The organism is Mesorhizobium sp. WSM4844 (assembly GCF_055811775.1).
The window spans coordinates 25,345-42,858 of sequence record NZ_JBVVQB010000029.1 but is presented as its reverse complement, the minus strand read 5'-3'; the positions used below and the strand labels follow the sequence as shown (position 1 = coordinate 42,858).

Sequence of the window (17,514 nt, the reverse complement as noted above, 5' to 3'; positions counted from 1 at the left end):
CTAAACGGTTCGTTAGGCTTAATGGAGCATAAACACGGGAGTGCCGTCAAAGCTGCCCTCATCGGTTGTGGCGCGCGTTTTGTGAAGCCTGTTCCCGTTGACGCCCATAGTGCCCCATGATATCCCATTCAGATATTCAAGCCTTCGTTCCGCGTCAGGGTGAAGCGTACGCCAATCGGGCAGCCGCGGCGGCTGCGCGTTCGCCTGTTTTTGCCATCTGGAACGAAGTGAGTTTTGGGCAGGGACCGCGCTGCGGCGGCGCGGGCGGGAAGATGCAGAGGGGTGCGGCGGCGCAAGCGGCCGTAACGCGTAATGGACCGGTTTCTGTCAAGCGCGGTGAACAGGATCGATGCGAAGGGGCGGGTGTCCGTTCCAGCGCATTTCCGTGCGGTTGTGCAGAAGCGCGGTTATTCGGAACTCTATGCGCTGCGCTGCCTGGACCGTCCGGCGATGGATGTCGGCGGGCTCGACCTGCTCGACCGCTACGAGCAGCGCATCGCGCAGGAAGACCCCTTCCTGCAGACCTCGGACGACATGTCGTTCTTCTGCCATGGCGATGGAACCTTTCTCAAGCTCGATCAGGACGGCCGCATCTCGATGACCGATTTCATCCGCGAGCATACCGGCATTTCCGCAGAAGCGGCTTTTGTCGGCCGCGGCAATTTCTTTCAGATCTGGGAACCTGGACGGCTCACCGCCTATGGGGCGGAAGCACGCGCCCGGCTTCTGCAGCTTCGGCAGGGGACGAAGCCTGGGGAGCGGCCGGAATGATGGCGGGCTACGGCGATGACCCTCACGCCGTTGGCGGACCAGCCCGTCACATTCCGGTCCTCCTTGCCGAAGTGCTGGAGGCGCTTTCACCCAAGACGGGCGAGGTGGTCGTCGACGGCACATTCGGCGCCGGCGGCTACTCCAAAGCCATTCTGGCGAGCGGCGCCTCGGTTGTCGCGATCGACCGCGATCCGGATGCGATTGCTGCCGGTCGTGTTCTCGAGCAACAATCGGGCGGCAGGCTCCTGCTCGTCCAGGCGCCGTTCTCGACATTGGACGAGCATGTCGAAAGCGCTGACGGCGTCGTGCTCGACATCGGCATCTCCTCCATGCAGATCGATCAGGCGGAGCGCGGTTTTTCGTTCCGTGCCGACGGACCGCTCGATATGCGCATGGCGCAGGCTGGCCTCAGCGCCGCCGATGTCGTCAACTCTTTCAAGGTGGGCGATCTTGCCCGCATCTTCGGGTTTCTTGGCGAAGAGCGCCATGCCGGCCGCATCGCCCGCATGATTGAAAGCCGTCGCGAAAAACATCCGTTCGAGCGCACGCTCGACCTTGCAGACGCCATTGAGACGCATATCGGCCGCGCGCCGAAGGACAAGATCCATCCAGCGACCCGCGTCTTCCAGGCGCTGCGCATTTTCGTCAATGACGAACTCGGCGAACTGGCCAAAGCGCTGTTTGCGGCTGAACGCGTGCTGAAACCGGGCGGACGGCTGGCCGTGGTGACGTTCCATTCCCTAGAAGACCGCATCGTCAAGCGCTTCATCGCCGATCGCGCCGATGCGGCGACCGGATCGCGGCACCTGCCCGAGGCGCAGGCGCGCAGCGCCACCTTCAAAAAGGTGGGCAGCGGCGTGACGCCCGGTGAGGCCGAGATATCGGCCAATCCGCGGGCGCGCTCGGCAAGGCTGCGCGCGGCGATCCGCACCGACGCGCCGGCGCGCGCCGGCGATTTTTCGATTTTCGGGCTTCCAAAACTTCCTGATCCAAAACTTCCCGGTGCCGAGCGGCCGGGAGAGAGGTGAGCACGTGTTTCGTACCAGCGACATAGTCCTTATCGCCGTCATGGTTTCGGCCGCGGCCTTGACCTTCAAGACCAAGCGCGAGGCCGAGGAACAATTGGCGGCGGTGCACAAGATCCAGGCGCAGATCCGCTACGAGGAGGATACGATCGATCTCCTCAAGGCGGACTGGAGCCTGCTTACCCAACCGTCGCGCCTGCAAAAGCTGGCCGAGACCTATAAATCGCAACTCGAGCTCGAGCCGGTCAGCGCCCGCCAGATCATCGGGCTGGACGATCTGCCGGCAAAACCCCTCACCATCGAGGACCTTTCGTCCGAGCGGCTGGGCGGCATGGCCGACAGTTCCAGCAAGGAACCGATGGGCAACGACCCCGTGGTCACCGGAGGCATCGTCCAATGATCGCCAGACTTCCAGTGATCACCAGTCTGCTGACGCGCCGCGCCAAGTCCGGCGACGACGGATCGATTGTGGTCGAAGGCGCCCGCAAGGCGACAGGCGGCAAGGGCAGGACCCGCGTCGTGATGACGATGGCGGTGTTTTTCGGCATCTATCTGACCATCACCGGGCGGCTGGTCTATCTCGGTTTCCAGAACCCCGACCTGTCCGGCGGTCCGCAGAGCCGGGTGACGGCGTCGCGGCCCGACATCGTCGACCGCAACGGCGAAGTTCTCGCGACCGACATCAAGACGGCGTCGCTGTTTGCCGAACCGCGCCGCATTGTCGACGCCGACGAGGCGATCGAAAAACTGGCGACGGTGCTTCCCGAAATCGATTACGAGCAGACCTATCACAAGCTGAAGAGCGGCGCCGGCTTCGTCTGGCTGCAGCGGCAACTGACGCCCAAGCAACAATCGGAGATTCTGCAGCTCGGCATTCCCGGCATCGGCTTCCGCACCGAAAAGCGCCGTTTCTATCCGGCCGGCGAAACCTCGTCCTACATTGTCGGCCTCACCAACATCGACAACCAGGGCATCTCCGGCATGGAGAAATACATCGACGAACAGGGGCTGAGCGATCTTCAGGCGTCCGGCCTGGCGGTGGCCAAGGATCTGAGGCCGGTGCAGCTCTCGATCGACCTGCGCGTCCAGCATATCGTGCGTGACGAGGTCGCCACCGGCATGGAAAAATACCGCGCAATCGCGGCGGGCGCCGTCGTTCTCAACGTCAAGACCGGCGAAGTGGTCGCGATGGCCTCGGTTCCGGACTTCGATCCGAACAACCCCTATAATGCGCACGACAAGGACCGCTTGAACCGCATGTCGGCCGGGCTCTACGAGATGGGCTCGACCTTGAAGAGCTTTACCACCGCCATGGCGCTCGATTCCGGCAAAGTGACGCTGGAAAGCCGTTTCGACGCTACGCGCCCGATCAGGATCGGCCGCCAGACCATCCATGATTTTCATGGCAAGTCCCGGGTGCTATCGGTGCCCGAAGTGTTCATCTATTCGTCCAACATCGGTTCGGCCAAGGAAGCCGAAGCGGTCGGCATCGAGGGGCACCGCGAATTCCTGCATCGCCTGGGCATCCTCGAGAGAATGCAGACGGAACTGCCTGAGGTCGCCCGCCCGACCGAGCCAAAGGTCTGGAAACAGGTCCATTCGATCACCATCGCCTTTGGTCACGGTGTGTCGACGACGCCGCTGCAGACGGCGGTCGGCTGTGCCGCGCTGATGAACGGCGGCTATCTGATCCAGCCGACATTCCTGAGACGGGCGCAGGAACAGGCGATGTCGGTGGCCAAGAAAGTCGTCAGCGACAAGACCTCCGAGAACATGCGCTATCTCTATGCACTCAATGCCGAGAAAGGCTCAGGCAGGAACGCCAGGGTTCCAGGTTATCGCGTCGGCGGCAAGACGGGAACGGCCGAGAAGGTTGTCAACGGCCGCTACTCAAAGGACAAGAACTTCAATGCCTTCGTCGCGGCGTTCCCGATGGACGATCCGCAATACATCGTGCTTACCATCGCCGACGAACCGAAGCCGGAAAAACCCGGCATGGGTGCGACGGCGGCCTCGAATGCTGGCGCCATGGCTGCAAACATTATCCGACGTTCGGCTTCCATGCTTGGCGTGAAGCCAGATTTCAGCCATGAAAATGGCGCAACGCTGGTTTCCTATCAGTGATTCTGAGGGCGCGCCGGCAACTGCGCGCTATTTTGTTGCTATGAACGGGGTTCGATGAAGCTGAAAGACCTAGCCGGTATCCTGCCTGTCGAGGGGACAGCGTCCTTCGATACGGAGGTTACCGGGATTTCTTCGGATTCCCGCCAGGTAGGACCGGGCGTGGTCTTCTTCGCGCTCGCTGGCACCAAGACCGATGGCGCGGCCTATGCCGCCGATGCCGCCAAGCGCGGCGCCGCAGCGATCGTGACCGGCAAGGGCAGCGGCGCCGTCACCGGACTGCCGGTGCCGGTTTTCGCTGTCGACGATCCGCGCCTGGCGCTGGCGCTGAGTGCGGCCCGCTACTTCGGCAGGCAGCCGCAAACCATGGTCGCGGTGACCGGCACCAGCGGCAAGACATCGGTTGCGGCTTTCACCAGGCAGATCTGGGAGCAGTCAGGCTTTGCCGCTGCTTCGATCGGCACGACCGGCGTGGTGGCGCCGGGCCGCAACGAGTACGGCTCGCTGACCACCCCCGACCCGGTCGACCTGCACAGGCTGCTGCGCGAACTGGCGGATGCCGGCGTCACCCACGCATCGATGGAGGCCTCCAGCCATGGTCTCGATCAGCGCCGGCTTGACGGCGTGAAACTCGCAGCCGGCGGGTTCACCAATCTCGGCCGCGATCATATGGACTATCATCCGACAGTCGAGGACTATCATCGCGCCAAGCTGCGCCTGTTCGACGCGCTGCTGCCGAAGGGCGCGCCGGCCGTCATCTTTGCCGACGATCCCTGGTCGGAGCCGACGATCCAGGCGGCAAGGGCCGCGGGACTGGATGTGCTGACGGTCGGCCGCCACGGCGGGTTCCTGACACTGAAGCGGGTCGAGCACGAGCGCCACCGCCAGCGTGCCGAGGTGGAAGTCGATGGCGTTCTCCACGAGGTCGATCTGCCGCTGGCCGGCGATTTCCAGATCGCCAATGCCCTGGTTTCGGCGGGCCTCGCCATTTCTACTGGAACACCTGCCGCCAAAGCCCTGATGGCGTTGGAGAAATTGAAGGGCGCCCCGGGCCGGCTGGACCTTGTTGGCACCGCTGCCAACGGTGCGCCCGTCTATGTCGATTACGCGCACAAGCCGGACGCGCTGGAAAACGTGTTGGCTTCGGTGCGGCCGTTCACCACCGGCCGCGTCATCGTCGTGTTCGGCTGCGGCGGCGACCGCGACCGTGGCAAGCGTCCGATCATGGGCGAGATCGCCACGCGGCTCGCCGATGTCGTCATCGTCACCGACGACAATCCGCGCTCGGAAGTGCCCGAGACGATCCGTGCCGCGATTCTTGCCGCTGCACCCGGCGCCATCGAGATCGGTGACCGGCGCAACGCGATCCACCAGGCAGTCGCCATGCTCCATGCCGGCGATACGCTGATCGTGGCCGGCAAGGGGCATGAGGAAGGCCAGACCGTCGGCGCCGAAACGCTGCATTTTTCCGACCATGAGGAAGTCCGCGCCGCGCTGCAGGAGCACGCCGCATGAGCTTCCTGTGGACCTCAGAGGATCTCGTCGCCGCCATGGGCGGACGACCGCTCGGTCCGATGCCGGAGGGTATCAGCGGCATCTCGATCGACAGCCGCAGCCTTGAGCCGGGCGATGCTTTCTTCGCGATCAAGGGCGAGGCGATGGACGGCCATGATTTCGCGACCGCCGCCATCAAGGCCGGCGCCGGCGTGCTGGTCGTCGCCGAGGGCAAGCTGCCGTCGCTCGGGCGGCTGACGGCGCCGATGATCGTCGTGCAGGACGTCTTGGCCGCGCTGGAAAAGCTGGGGCTGGCCGCCCGCGCGCGCTCGAATGCCAAGATCATCGCGGTGACCGGTTCGGCGGGCAAGACCACCACCAAGGAAGCGCTGCGCCATGTGCTGTCAGTGGTCGGCAAGGTGCACGCATCGGCGCAGTCTTTCAACAACCACTGGGGCGTGCCGCTGACGCTGGCGCGGATGCCTGTGGATTGCGACTATGCCGTGTTCGAGATCGGCATGAACCATCCCGACGAGGTCCGGCCACTGGCCAGGATGGTCCGGCCGCATGTCGCCATCGTCACGCTGATCGCCGCGGCACATCTCGGCTTCTTCCGCAATCTGGACGAGATCGCCAAGGCCAAGGCCGAGATTTTCGAAGGACTGGAACCGGACGGCGCCGTCCTTCTCAACCGCGACGACCCGCGCTGGAAGCTTCTGGACAAGATGGCGAGAGCCGCCGGCGTCGAGCACATCTACGGCTTTGGCGAGAATGCCCGTGCGACCTTCAAGCTGCTGACATGCGCGCTGCATGCCGATCATTCCGTCATCACTGCCAAGATCGGCGGTCAGGAGATCACCGCCAGGGTCGGCGCGCCGGGCCGACACATGGTGCAGAATGTGCTGGCCGTGCTGGGCGCCGCGCACCTGGTCGGCGCCGACATCGCCAGGGTGGCGCTGGCGCTGGCCGATCTTTCGGCCGAACGCGGACGCGGCAAGCGCCATGTGCTGCGCCACCCCAAAGGTCCGATCACGCTGATCGACGAGAGCTACAACGCCAATCCGGCGTCGATGAGCGCAGCGATGGCGCTGCTCAACGCGACGCCGGTGTCAGGCGAAGGCAGGCGCATCGCGGTGCTCGGCGACATGCTCGAGCTCGGCGATCATTCGGCGAAGCTGCACGCTGGCCTTGCCGATCTCATCATCGGCACCGAGACGCGCACGGTGTTTCTCGCCGGCCCGCAAATGCGGGCGCTGGCCGACATCCTGCCTGATGAGATCGAGACAGAATATCGCGCCGGCGCGGAGGATCTGAAACTGGTGCTTCTGTCGGCGCTGAAGCCGGGCGACGTGGTGATGATCAAATCGTCGAAAGGCATCGGGTTTTCCAAACTGGTCGACGCACTGCTCAGCAAATTTCCGGCGGCAGCCGCAACCGCCAAACAGACCTAGAGCCAGGTCCGGGGACCGAATCGCATGTTCACACTGCTCGTCGAATTCGCGGACAAGATCTCGGTCTTCAACGTCTTCCGCTACATAACCTTCCGCACCGGCGGCGCGCTGATCACCGCGGCGCTGATCGTCTTCATTTTCGGTCCGGCCATCATCAATTCGCTGAGGCTGCGGCAGGGCAAGGGCCAGCCTATCCGTGCCGACGGGCCGCAGACGCATTTCAAGAAAGCCGGCACGCCGACCATGGGCGGGCTGATGATCCTGTGCGGCATCATCGGCTCGTCGCTGCTGTGGGCGAACCTGTCCAGCATCTATGTCTGGGTGGTGCTGCTGGTGACTCTGGGTTTCGGCTCGATCGGGTTCTACGACGATTATCTCAAGGTGACGAAGCAATCGCATCTCGGCTTTTCCGGCAAGGCGCGGCTGGGGCTTGAATTCGTCATCGCCGGTATCGCCGCCTGGGTGATCATGCACAACGGCCAGGCGCCGTTCTCGTCGTCGCTGACCTTCCCCTTCGCCAAGGAGTTCCTCATCAATCTCGGCTGGTTCTTCATCCCGTTCTCGTGCTTCGTCATCGTCGGCGCCGGCAACGCGGTGAACCTGACCGATGGCCTCGACGGCCTGGCGATCGTGCCGATCATGATCGCGGCGGCGTCCTTCGGCGTCATCGCCTACCTGTCCGGCAATGCGGTGTTCGCCGAGTATCTGCAGATCCATTTCGTGCCCGGCACCGGTGAATTGGCGGTGGTCCTCGGCGCAGTGATCGGCGCCGGCCTCGGCTTCCTGTGGTTCAACGCACCGCCGGCGGCGATCTTCATGGGCGATACCGGCTCGCTGGCGCTTGGCGGGCTGATCGGCACGGTTGCGGTTGCCACCAAGCACGAGATCGTGCTGGTCATCGTCGGCGGCCTGTTCGTCGTCGAGATCCTGTCGGTCATCATCCAGGTCGGCTACTTCAAGATGACCGGCAAGCGGGTGTTCCTGATGGCGCCGATCCACCATCATTTCGAAAAGCTCGGCTGGACCGAAAGCCAGGTGGTGATCCGCTTCTGGATCATCGCCGTCATCCTGGCGCTGGTCGGCCTGTCGACCCTCAAGCTGCGATAGGAGGCCGCTTGATCCCCGCCGCATCCTTCGCAGGCAAGCGCGTTTCACTCTTCGGGCTCGGCGGCTCGGGGATCGCCACTGCGCGCGCGTTGATCGAGGGCGGGGCGGAGGTGCTCGCCTGGGACGACAATCCCGGCAGTGTCGCCAATGCCGCGGCCGTCGGTATCGCGACCGGCGACCTGCGTGGCGCCGACTGGGCGAAGTTCTCGGCCTTCGTGCTGTCGCCCGGCGTGCCGCTGACGCATCCGAAGCCGCACTGGACAGTGGAACTGGCGCGCGCTTCAGGCGTCGAGATCATTGGCGACATCGAGCTGTTCTGCCGGCAGCGGACCTTGCTGGCGCCGGCTGCACCCTTCATCGCCATAACCGGCACCAACGGCAAATCGACGACCACGGCGCTGACGGCGCATATCCTGAAATCGGCCGGACGCGACACGCAGATGGGCGGCAATATCGGCCGCGCGGTGATGACGCTCGATCCACCGGAACCGGGGCGGCACTATGTCGTGGAATGCTCGTCCTACCAGATAGACCTGGCGCCCTCGATCAATCCGACCGCCGGCGTCCTGCTCAACCTGACGCCCGATCATCTCGACCGTCATGGCACGATGCAGCACTACGCCGCGATCAAGGAGCGGCTGGCGGCCGGCAGCGAAACGGCCATCGTCGGCGTCGACGATTCCTGGTGCGCCCAGCTCGCCGACCGGCTGGAGCGGGCAGGCCGGCACGTCATCCGCATTTCGAAGCGCCTGCCGCTGACCGACGGCTATTTCGCCGACGGCACCGATCTGATGGAGGCGGTGCACGGCCGTTACAGCCGGGTCGCCTTTCTCGAAGGCATCGGCTCGCTGCGCGGCCAGCACAATGCGCAGAATGCGCTGGCCGCTCTCGCCGCCTGCCTCAAGGTCGGGCTCGAGCTGGGCGAGATCCAGTCGGGGCTGGAGAGCTTTCCCGGGCTGGCGCACCGTATGGAGCAGGTCGGCCGCATGGGCCATGTGCTGTTCATCAACGATTCCAAGGCGACCAATGCCGATGCGGCAGCGCCCGCATTGTCCTCCTTTCCGCGCATCTACTGGATCGCCGGCGGGCTGCCGAAAGAGGGTGGCATCGAGCCGTTGCGCGGCCTCTTTCCGCGCATCGCCAAGGCCTATCTGATCGGCGAGGCCGCACCAGCCTTCTCGGCGACGCTCGGCGAGGCGGTGCCCTACGAGATCTCCGGCACGCTGGCCGCAGCAGTCGAGCATGCGGCAAGCGACGCGGCCAGGGACGATGGCAATGGCGAAGTGGTGGTGCTGCTTTCGCCGGCCTGCGCCAGTTTCGACCAGTTCAAGAATTTCGAAGTGCGCGGCGAAGCCTTCAGGCAAGCTGCGAGCACTATTGATGGCGTGAAGCTCATCGGAGGGGCACGATAATGCAAAGCCGTCTCGACAAAAGCCCGGTTGCCACCTGGTGGTGGACGATCGATCGCTGGTTCCTGGCCGCGTTCCTGTCGCTGATGGGGCTCGGCATCGTGCTGTCCTTCGCGGCAAGCCCGGCGGTGGCCCAGCGCATCGGCCTGGACAGTTTCCACTTCGCCACGAGGCAGATCATCTTCACCATTCCCGCACTTGGCGTGATGCTGGCCGTCTCCTTCCTGGAATCGCGGCAGATCAGGCGCATGGCCCTGGCGATGCTGTGCATCACGCTGGTGCTGATGGTGGCGGTGCTCTACATCGGCGTCGAGGTGAAGGGCGCGCGTCGCTGGGTGTCGCTCGCCGGCGTGTCGCTGCAGCCGTCGGAATTCCTGAAGCCTGCCTTCGTCGTCATCTGCGCCTGGCTGTTTGCCGAACACAAGCGCCAGCCCGACATTCCAGGCAATCTGTTCGCCATGCTGCTGCTGGCCCTCGTCATCTCGCTGCTGGTGGCGCAGCCCGATTTCGGCCAGACCATGCTGGTGCTCGGCACCTGGGGGGTGATGTTCTTCATGGCCGGGCTGCCATGGCTGTGGATCATCGCGCTGGGCGCTGTCGGCGTCGGCGGCGTGTTTGCCGCCTACACCGTTTTCCCGCATGTCGCCGGCCGCATCGATCGCTTCATGACCGGCGAGGGCGACACGTTCCAGGTCGATATGGGCCGCGATGCGCTGATCAATGGCGGCTGGTTCGGCGTCGGGCCGGGCGAGGGCACCGTCAAGCGGGTGATACCCGACAGCCATGCCGATTTCGTCTACTCGGTGGCCGGCGAGGAGTTCGGACTGATCATGTGCTTCTTCATCATGACCATCTTCGCCTTCATCGTGCTGCGCGGCCTCGGCACTGCGCTCAAGGAGCAGGACGATTTCACACGCTATGCGGTCGGCGGCCTGGTCACGGTCTTCGGTCTGCAGTCGGTCATCAACATGGCCGTCAATCTGCAGCTGATGCCGGCCAAGGGCATGACCTTGCCGTTCATCTCCTATGGCGGCTCTTCGCAGATCGCCATCGCCATCTCGATGGGCATGGTGCTGGCGCTGACGCGCAAGCGGCCGGAAAAGCGCAAGCAATTGGGCTTCGCGCCGTCGCGGCGCGCCATGCCGGCGGAGTGAAATGTCGAGGGGCGCGATCCTTCTGGCGGCCGGCGGCACGGGCGGGCATCTCTTCCCGGCCGAGGCGCTGGCGCACGAGCTGATCAGGCGCGGCTGGACGGTGCATCTGGCCGCCGATGATCGTGCCGAGCGTTTTGCCGGCCAGTTCCCGGCGGCGGGCATCCATCCGATCCAGTCGGCGACCATTGGCTCGAAAAACCCGTTCGCCGTGCTCGCCGCCTTCTGGAAGATCTGGGGCGGCGTGCGGCAGGCATCGGCCGTGATCGGTCGGGTCAAGCCAGCCGTGGTGGTCGGTTTCGGCGGCTATCCGACGCTGCCGCCGCTCTATGCGGCGACGCGGCGCAAGGTGCCGACGCTGATCCACGAGCAGAACGCGGTGATGGGGCGCGCGAACCGGGCGCTCGCCGGCCGTGTCGATGCCATCGCCGGCGGGTTTTTGCCGGAAGATTCAAGCGCTGCAGGCGCCAAGACGGTGACGACCGGCAATCCGGTCAGGCCGCAAGTGCTGGAGGCGGCAAAGACGCCCTATGCGGCGTCGACCGGGGAGCAGCGGTTCCGCTTCCTGGTGTTCGGCGGCAGCCAGGGCGCACAATTCTTTTCCGATGCGGTGCCGGCGGCGGTTCGACAGCTTTCCGATGCACAACGCGGGCGGCTTGATATCACCCAGCAGGCGCGTGCCGACGATGTCGGGCGGGTGAAGGCGGCCTATGCCGCCCTTGGCGTCGAGGCTGAGGTGTCGCCCTTCTTCACCGACATGGCGGCGCGCCTGGCTGCGGCGCACCTGGTGATGTCGCGGTCCGGCGCATCGACCGTATCGGAAATCGCGGTGATCGGCCGGCCGGCGCTGCTGGTGCCCTATCCGCATGCGCTCGACCACGACCAGGCAGCCAATGCCGCGGCATTGGCCGCGGCAGGCGGCGCCGAAGTGCATCCGCAATCGACGCTTTCGCCCGAGCGCATCGCCGCGCTCGTCGGAGCGCTGATGGACAATCCGGAGCGGCTGACCACAATGGCAGCGGCGGCCAAATCGGCCGGAAAACCGGACGCGGCACGGTTGCTCGCCGATCTGACAGAGGCTATTGCGTCGAAGAAAAGCGTATCGGAATTCAGGAAGGAGACGCACGTATGAAGATGCCGCAGACGATCGGCCTCGTGCATTTCATCGGCATCGGCGGTATCGGCATGAGCGGCATCGCCGAGGTGCTGCATAATCTCGGCTACCAGGTGCAAGGGTCCGACCAGGCCGACAGCGCCAATGTGCAGCGGCTGCGCGACAAGGGCATCGAGTGCTTCGTCGGTCATCATGCCGACAATATCGGCGATGCCGAAGTGGTCGTCGTCTCGACGGCGATCAAGAAATCCAATCCCGAGCTGAAGGCCGCACGCGAGAAACTGCTCCCCATCGTCCGTCGCGCCGAGATGCTGGCGGAACTGATGCGCTTCCGGCAGGCGGTGGCCATCGGCGGCACGCATGGCAAGACGACGACGACCTCGATGGTGGCGACGCTGCTCGAGGCCGGCGGGCTCGATCCGACCGTGATCAATGGCGGCATCATCAATGCCTACGGCACCAACGCCCGCATGGGCGATGGCGAATGGATGGTGGTGGAAGCCGATGAGAGCGACGGCACGTTCCTGAAGCTGCCGGCCGAGATTGCCGTCGTCACCAACATCGATCCCGAACATCTCGACCATTACGGCTCCTTCGACAAGGTGCGCGAGGCCTTTCGCCAGTTCGTCGAAAACGTGCCGTTCTACGGCTTCGGCGTCATGTGCACCGACCATCCCGAGGTGCAGGCGCTGGTCAGCCGCATCGAGGACCGGCGCGTCATCACCTATGGCGAGAACGCACAGGCCGACGTGCGTTTCATCAATCACCGCATGGATGGTCCGACCTCGGAATTCGACGTGGTGATCCGCGACCGCAAGACCGGCGGCCAGTCGACAATATCAGGCCTGCGCCTGCCGATGCCCGGCCGTCACAACGTCGCCAATGCGACGGCGGCGATCGCCGTCGCGCATGAGCTCGGCCTTTCGGCCGAGGCGATCAGGAAGGGCCTGTCGTCCTTCGCCGGCGTCAAGCGGCGCTTCACCCGTACCGGTTCGTGGAACGGCGTCGATGTGTTCGATGATTACGGCCACCATCCGGTCGAGATCACGGCGGTTCTCAAGGCGGCGCGCGATGCCACCAAGGGCCGCGTCATCGCCATTGCCCAGCCACACCGCTTCACCCGGCTTCACGACCTGTTCGACGAGTTTTCCGTCTGCTTCAACGATGCCGACACGGTGATGGTGGCGCCGGTCTATGCGGCAGGCGAAGAGCCGATCGACGGCGTGACGTCCGAGGCATTGGTGTCGCGCATCCGCTCCGGCGGCCATCGCGACGCGCGCTACATCGAAGGCCCCGCGGCGATTGCGCCGGTTATCCGCGACCTGGCCAAACCAGGCGATTTCATCGTCTTCCTCGGTGCCGGCAATATCACCCAATGGGCCTACGCGCTGCCCAGGGAACTCGGCGGTACTGCCTCATGATGCGTGGCCAGGCATTGATCGACAAGCTTGGCGGCCGGCTTGCCGGCCTGCGCGGCCGCATCACGCCCAATGCCGAGATGGACAAGATCACCTGGTTCCGCGCCGGCGGGCTGGCCGACGCGCTGTTCCAGCCGGCCGACGAAGACGATCTCGCTGCGTTCCTGGGAGCAGTGCCCGAAGAGATACCACTGACCACCGTCGGTATCGGCTCGAACCTGCTTGTCCGTGACGGCGGTATTGCGGGCTTCGTCATCCGGCTTTCGGCCAAGGGCTTTGGCGAAGCCGAAGTGATTGCGCCAACCACAATCAAGGCGGGTGCGGCGACGCCCGACAAACGCCTTGCCGCTGTCGCCTATCAGGCTGGCATAGGCGGCTTTGAGTTCTACCACGGCATTCCGGGCGCCATCGGCGGTGCGCTGAGGATGAATGCCGGCGCCAATGGCGTCGAGACGCGCGAGCGCGTTGTCGAGGTGCGGGCGCTCGACCGCAAGGGCAATGTGCATACGCTGAGCAACGCCGATATGGGCTACGCCTATCGCCATTCGGCAGCACCTGCCGGGCTGATCTTCACGTCAGCGGTATTCGAAGGCGTTTTGGCAGACAAGGCCGCGATCAAGGCGGCAATGGACGCCGTCCAGCACCATCGCGAGACCGTGCAGCCGATCCGCGAAAAGACCGGCGGCTCGACCTTCAAGAATCCGGAGGGCACCTCGGCCTGGAAGGAGATCGACAGAGCGGGCTGTCGGGGGCTGATGATCGGCGGTGCGCAGATGTCGCCGATGCATTGCAACTTCATGATCAACACGGGAACCGCGACCGGCTACGACCTTGAATATCTTGGAGAGACGGTGCGCGCGCGCGTGCTCGAACGGTCGGGCATCCGGCTGCATTGGGAAATCAAGCGCATCGGCAAGTTCCGGCCAGGGCACGAGGTCCAGGAATTCCTCGGACAGTTGCTGTAAGGACTCAACACACAGTTTTCGCAGCCGTTTTTGCGGAAAGTGAATCTCGCGGAATCGTAAGGACTTGCCAGCGATTCAACTCTCTGATTCTCTGCCCTGAAGCGTTTCCTGATTTGAGTCGTTTCGACGCGTCACCAGCGTTTTTCCGTCAGGGGCTGCCTGCCGGGAAACTCGGGGACTCGATGGTGCAGAAATCGTCAGAGCAGGGGCTGCTCCGAGCGTTTGAGTGTATGGCCCTTTCCGGGGGCGTGAGATGCAGACCCGCCGTGAAAGGGCCCGCCGTGAGAGGGAATGACGGGAAATGAAAAGCAAGCACGTGGCCGTCCTTCTGGGTGGATTCTCGTCCGAGCGGCCCGTGTCCTTGTCTTCGGGGAAAGCCTGTGCTGATGCGCTCGAGACGGAAGGCTACCAGGTCACTCGCGTCGACGTCTCGCGCGATGTTGGATCGGTGCTGGCTGAGCTCAAGCCTGATGTTGTCTTCAATGCGCTGCATGGTCCTTTCGGCGAGGACGGCACCATCCAGGGCATCCTCGAATATCTTGCCATCCCCTACACCCATTCCGGCGTGCTCGCCTCGGCGCTTGCCATGAACAAGGAGCAAGCCAAGAAGATCGCCAAGTCTGTCGGCATTCCGGTCGCCGAATCGAAGGTGGTCAATCGCTTCGCCATCCAGAACAAGCACCCGATGAAGCCGCCCTACGTCGTCAAGCCGGTCAATGAGGGGTCGAGCTTCGGTGTCGTTATCGTGCACGAAGGGCAGTCGCATCCGCCGCAGGTCATCGGTTCGTCCGACTGGAAGTATGGCGATACCGTCATGGCGGAGCGCTATGTGCACGGGCGGGAGTTGACCTGTGCGGTGATGGGCGATGTGGCGCTTGGCGTCTGCGAGATCATCCCGACCGGCCATTCCTTCTACGACTATGATTCAAAATACGTCGCGGGCGGATCAAAACACGAATGCCCTGCAAAAATTTCACCGAATATTTACCAAAAAATACAGACACTGACGCTCAGGGCTCACCAAGCCATCGGCTGCCGGGGCGTTTCCCGGTCGGACTTCCGTTATGATGATCGACACTCCGAGAACGGCGAAATTGTCTGGCTCGAGGTCAACACTCAGCCCGGTATGACGCCGACATCCTTGGTGCCTGAGATCGCCGCGCAGGCGGGACACTCGTTCGGCGATTTGTTGAGTTGGATGGTGGAGGACGCTTCGTGTCTGCGTTGAGGTGGGGACAGGGCAAGGGGAAGGGCGCGGCCGGGCCGACGCTGTTCGGTGTGGCGTTGTCGTTCGACCATTTCGTGCTGCCGCGCCTGCTTCGCCGGCCGGCGCGCATGCTGGCGCGTCTGGGCGAGGACGACTTCGAGGTGCCGCCGTTTTCCGCAGCCGTGCTGTCGGCGGCGCTGCTCGTATCGGGCAGTGCCTATGGCGCCTATCTCGGCGGGCATGTCGACGCTATCGTCCAGGGCATCACCGCCCGCACCGGCTTTGCCGTCGACCAGATCAAGGTCGTCGGCAACCGCGCAACCTCCGAGATCGATATTCTCGACAGGATGCAGCTCGATGGCTGGACGTCGCTGATCGGCTTCGATGCCGAAGCCGCGCGGGAACGCATCGCCACGCTGCCCTGGGTCGAGGTTGCGGCGGTGCGCAAGGTCTATCCGCACACGCTGGAGGTGCGCATCGAGGAGCGTGAGCCCTTCGCGCTCTGGCAGCAGGGCAGCGAGCTTTCGGTCATCGAGCGCTCCGGCGCCGTGATCGCGCCATTCTCCGGCGGCAAGCAGTCGCTGCTGCCGCTGATCGTCGGCACCGGCGCCCCGGCCAAGGCGCCGGATTTCCTGGCCAGGATCAAGAAATACCCAGAGCTTGCCGCACGGATCAAAGGCTACATCCGCATCGGCGAACGACGTTGGGACCTGAAGCTGGAAAACGGCATCACGGTCAAGCTCCCCGAGGATGGCGAGGACCAGGCGATCGCCGATCTGCTCAGGATGGACCGAGAGAACGGGCTTTTGACGCGCGATATCGCCGCCGTCGACATGCGCCTTTCCGATCGCCTCGTCGTCCAGTTGACGCCGGAGGCGGCGACGCAGCGTCAGGCCGCGCTCAATGAAAAGCCGAAAATGCCGAAGCGCAAGCCGGAGACGAAGATATGAGCTGGCTTGGCGGCAACAGCGATGCCTCGTCGCGCCGGTCCGGCATCATGACGGTGCTGGATGTCGGCTCGAGCAAGGTCTGCTGCGTGGTGGCCAAGCTCAAGCCGCGCGAGGACGGCATGCTGCTGCGCGGGCGCTCGCATCGCATCCAGGTGATCGGCATCGGCCACCAGAAATCGCAAGGCGTGAAATCGGGTGTCGTCATCGATCTCGACAGGGCCGAGCACGCCATCCGCCTTGCCGTCGATGCCGCCGAGCGCATGGCCGGGCTGACCGTCGATTCGCTGATCGTCAACATGACGGCCGGCCGGCTGAAGAGCGAAAGCTTCTCGGCAACCATCAACCTTGGCGGCCATGAGGCGGACGAGGCCGACATCAAGCGCGTGCTTGCCGCCGGCGCCAAGCAGGCGCTGCGGGCCGAGCGCGAAGTGATCCATTCGCTTCCCGTCGGCTTTTCGCTGGACGCCGAGCGCGGCGTACGTGATCCGCGCGGCATGGTCGGCGACCAGCTCGGCGTCGACATGCACGTGCTGACGGGTGACGCGGCACCGTTGCGCAATCTGGAGCTTTGCATCAACCGTTCGCACCTGTCGGTCGAGCGCATGGTGGCGACGCCCTATGCCAGCGGTCTTGCCGCACTGGTCGACGACGAACTCGAGATGGGCGCAGCCTGCATCGACATGGGCGGCGGCACCACGACGATCTCGATGTTTTCGGAAGGCAAGTTCGTTCATGGCGACGCCATCGCCATCGGCGGCAACCACGTCACGCTGGACATGGCCAAGGGCCTGTCAACCTCGCTCGATGCCGCCGAGAGGCTGAAAGTGATGCATGGCTCGGCGCTGCCCGGCAGTGCCGACGACCGCGACCTGGTCTCGATACAGCCGATCGGCGAGGACGGCGAGGTGCCGCTTCAGATCCCGCGTTCGGTGATGACGCGCATCATCCGGGCGCGCATCGACGAAACGCTCGAACTGTTGCGCGACCGGCTGAACAGGTCCGGCTACGGCAACGCGGCCGGCAAGCGCGTCGTGCTGACCGGCGGCGCCAGCCAGCTTTCCGGCCTGCCCGAGGCAGCGCGCCGAATTCTCGGACGCAATGTGCGCATCGGCCGTCCGCTCGGTGTAGCGGGCCTGCCGGAGGCGGCCAAGGGGCCGGCTTTCTCGACGCCGGTCGGGCTTCTGATCTACCCGCAGATGGCGAATTTCGAGAGCCATCCGGCGAAAGGAATTTCTGGTCTCAGGATGACCGGAACAGGCGGAAAACTGCATCGAATGAGTCAGTGGTTGAGAGACAGTTTTTAAATTGACGGGGACAGCCCCAAAGGCGGC

Annotated in this window: 15 protein-coding genes; all 15 read left to right on the top strand. The window is 64.3% G+C overall.

The window, feature by feature from the left end; genetic code table 11:
• Nucleotides 1-312 precede the first annotated feature (312 nt).
• The 15 genes from mraZ to ftsA all read left to right on the top strand — a co-directional run bounded on the left by mraZ (nucleotide 313) and on the right by ftsA (nucleotide 17,487).
• On the top strand, nucleotides 313-771 hold the full coding sequence (gene mraZ / locus AC0L2A_RS21675; protein ID WP_473509139.1) for a division/cell wall cluster transcriptional repressor MraZ: 459 nt from the start codon (nucleotides 313-315) through the stop codon (nucleotides 769-771).
• On the top strand, nucleotides 768-1,799 hold the full coding sequence (rsmH, locus tag AC0L2A_RS21670) for a 16S rRNA (cytosine(1402)-N(4))-methyltransferase RsmH (RefSeq protein ID WP_473610561.1): 1,032 nt from the start codon (nucleotides 768-770) through the stop codon (nucleotides 1,797-1,799). The genes mraZ and rsmH overlap by 4 nt, the downstream gene beginning before the upstream one ends.
• A 4-nt stretch (nucleotides 1,800-1,803) precedes the next feature.
• A complete protein-coding gene (gene ftsL / locus AC0L2A_RS21665; protein ID WP_023798732.1) occupies nucleotides 1,804-2,196 on the top strand; it encodes a cell division protein FtsL in 393 nt (130 codons plus the stop codon).
• Nucleotides 2,193-3,920: a peptidoglycan D,D-transpeptidase FtsI family protein gene (locus tag AC0L2A_RS21660; RefSeq protein WP_473585720.1), complete on the top strand. Its 1,728-nt coding sequence runs from the start codon at nucleotides 2,193-2,195 to the stop codon at nucleotides 3,918-3,920. The genes ftsL and AC0L2A_RS21660 overlap by 4 nt, the downstream gene beginning before the upstream one ends.
• 54 nt (nucleotides 3,921-3,974) lie before the next feature.
• Nucleotides 3,975-5,432 (top strand): UDP-N-acetylmuramoyl-L-alanyl-D-glutamate--2,6-diaminopimelate ligase, encoded by a 1,458-nt coding sequence (locus AC0L2A_RS21655; protein WP_473610560.1) that lies wholly within the window; start codon nucleotides 3,975-3,977, stop codon nucleotides 5,430-5,432.
• Complete coding sequence (locus tag AC0L2A_RS21650) at nucleotides 5,429-6,862, top strand: UDP-N-acetylmuramoylalanyl-D-glutamyl-2,6-diaminopimelate--D-alanyl-D-alanine ligase (RefSeq protein WP_473610558.1); 1,434 nt, start codon at nucleotides 5,429-5,431, stop codon at nucleotides 6,860-6,862. The genes AC0L2A_RS21655 and AC0L2A_RS21650 overlap by 4 nt, the downstream gene beginning before the upstream one ends.
• Nucleotides 6,863-6,886: 24 nt before the next feature.
• Nucleotides 6,887-7,969 (top strand): phospho-N-acetylmuramoyl-pentapeptide-transferase, encoded by a 1,083-nt coding sequence (gene mraY / locus AC0L2A_RS21645; RefSeq protein WP_023798736.1) that lies wholly within the window; start codon nucleotides 6,887-6,889, stop codon nucleotides 7,967-7,969.
• 8 nt (nucleotides 7,970-7,977) lie between these two features.
• Nucleotides 7,978-9,381, top strand: a complete 1,404-nt coding sequence (gene murD, locus AC0L2A_RS21640; protein ID WP_473516848.1) for a UDP-N-acetylmuramoyl-L-alanine--D-glutamate ligase — start codon at nucleotides 7,978-7,980, stop codon at nucleotides 9,379-9,381.
• Nucleotides 9,381-10,532: a putative lipid II flippase FtsW gene (gene ftsW / locus AC0L2A_RS21635; protein ID WP_091594150.1), complete on the top strand. Its 1,152-nt coding sequence runs from the start codon at nucleotides 9,381-9,383 to the stop codon at nucleotides 10,530-10,532. The genes murD and ftsW overlap by 1 nt, the downstream gene beginning before the upstream one ends.
• 1 nt (nucleotide 10,533) lies before the next feature.
• Nucleotides 10,534-11,661, top strand: coding sequence for an undecaprenyldiphospho-muramoylpentapeptide beta-N-acetylglucosaminyltransferase (gene murG, locus AC0L2A_RS21630; protein WP_473585716.1), 1,128 nt, complete (start codon nucleotides 10,534-10,536; stop codon nucleotides 11,659-11,661).
• The gene (murC, locus tag AC0L2A_RS21625) at nucleotides 11,658-13,064 is read left to right on the top strand and encodes a UDP-N-acetylmuramate--L-alanine ligase (RefSeq protein WP_023798740.1); all 1,407 of its coding nucleotides are present in this window, start codon (nucleotides 11,658-11,660) and stop codon (nucleotides 13,062-13,064) included. The genes murG and murC overlap by 4 nt, the downstream gene beginning before the upstream one ends.
• Nucleotides 13,061-14,026 carry a UDP-N-acetylmuramate dehydrogenase gene (gene murB, locus AC0L2A_RS21620; protein WP_128167162.1) on the top strand — a complete coding sequence of 322 codons (966 nt, stop codon included), beginning with the start codon at nucleotides 13,061-13,063 and terminating at the stop codon, nucleotides 14,024-14,026. The genes murC and murB overlap by 4 nt, the downstream gene beginning before the upstream one ends.
• Nucleotides 14,027-14,327: 301 nt before the next feature.
• Complete coding sequence (locus AC0L2A_RS21615) at nucleotides 14,328-15,254, top strand: D-alanine--D-alanine ligase (protein ID WP_091594156.1); 927 nt, start codon at nucleotides 14,328-14,330, stop codon at nucleotides 15,252-15,254.
• Nucleotides 15,242-16,183, top strand: coding sequence for a cell division protein FtsQ/DivIB (locus AC0L2A_RS21610; protein ID WP_023798743.1), 942 nt, complete (start codon nucleotides 15,242-15,244; stop codon nucleotides 16,181-16,183). The genes AC0L2A_RS21615 and AC0L2A_RS21610 overlap by 13 nt, the downstream gene beginning before the upstream one ends.
• On the top strand, nucleotides 16,180-17,487 hold the full coding sequence (ftsA, locus tag AC0L2A_RS21605) for a cell division protein FtsA (RefSeq protein WP_023798744.1): 1,308 nt from the start codon (nucleotides 16,180-16,182) through the stop codon (nucleotides 17,485-17,487). The genes AC0L2A_RS21610 and ftsA overlap by 4 nt, the downstream gene beginning before the upstream one ends.
• Nucleotides 17,488-17,514 lie beyond the last annotated feature (27 nt).